At 64.6% G+C, this 681-nt stretch carries 1 protein-coding gene; it reads left to right on the top strand.

The window, feature by feature from the left end; translation table 11 throughout:
* Positions 1-681: porin (locus U4012_RS35615; RefSeq protein ID WP_321804570.1), on the top strand; the 681-nt coding region annotated here is incomplete at both ends.

Raw genomic sequence — 681 nt, 5'->3', positions numbered from 1 at the left:
CGCGTTCGCGCAGACGAGCGTGACGCTGTACGGCCGGATCGACGGCGGCGTCGAATACCTGAACCACATCGCGACGCCCGGCGGCAGTTCGACGCGCTGGAGCGCGGAAGGCGGCGACTGGGGCACCAGCATGTTCGGCCTGAAGGGCTTCGAGGATCTCGGCGGCGGGATGTCGACGGTCTTCAACCTGGAAACCGCGTTCCAGGTGATGAACGGCACGACGGGCGGCGGACGCATGTGGTCGCGCCGCGCGTATGTCGGCCTGAAGAGCGACACGTGGGGCCAGCTGCAGGCCGGCCGCAACCTGTTCATCGACAGCGACGGCGTGTGGGAATTCGATCCGTTCGTGCAGCAGGCGTTTTCATCCGCATCGCTCGTGCGCGGCCGCAACTGGCAGCAAAGCAGCAACAACGTCGAATATCACAGCCCGGTGATCGGCGGCTTCGACGTGCAGGCGCAGTATGCGTTCGGCAACCAGTCGCGCGGCTTCAACTACGGCGCGGCCGACGACTTCGGCCGCTCGGACGGGATCATGATCTCGTATCACTCACCAATGCTCGACGTGCGCGGCCTCTACGACGAGCTGCGCGACAACAACGGCAAGTTCAGCAACATCTTCACCGCGTCGCGCGAGTATTTCGTCGGCGCGAACGTGAAGGTGTCGAAGTTCAAGATCCAGGG

It is taken from the genome of Burkholderia sp. BCC1988, assembly GCF_905339895.1.
Taxonomy (GTDB): Bacteria; Pseudomonadota; Gammaproteobacteria; order Burkholderiales; family Burkholderiaceae; genus Burkholderia.
Note: the sequence above shows the minus strand (reverse complement) of the source record. Positions and strands in the feature narration are given on the sequence as shown.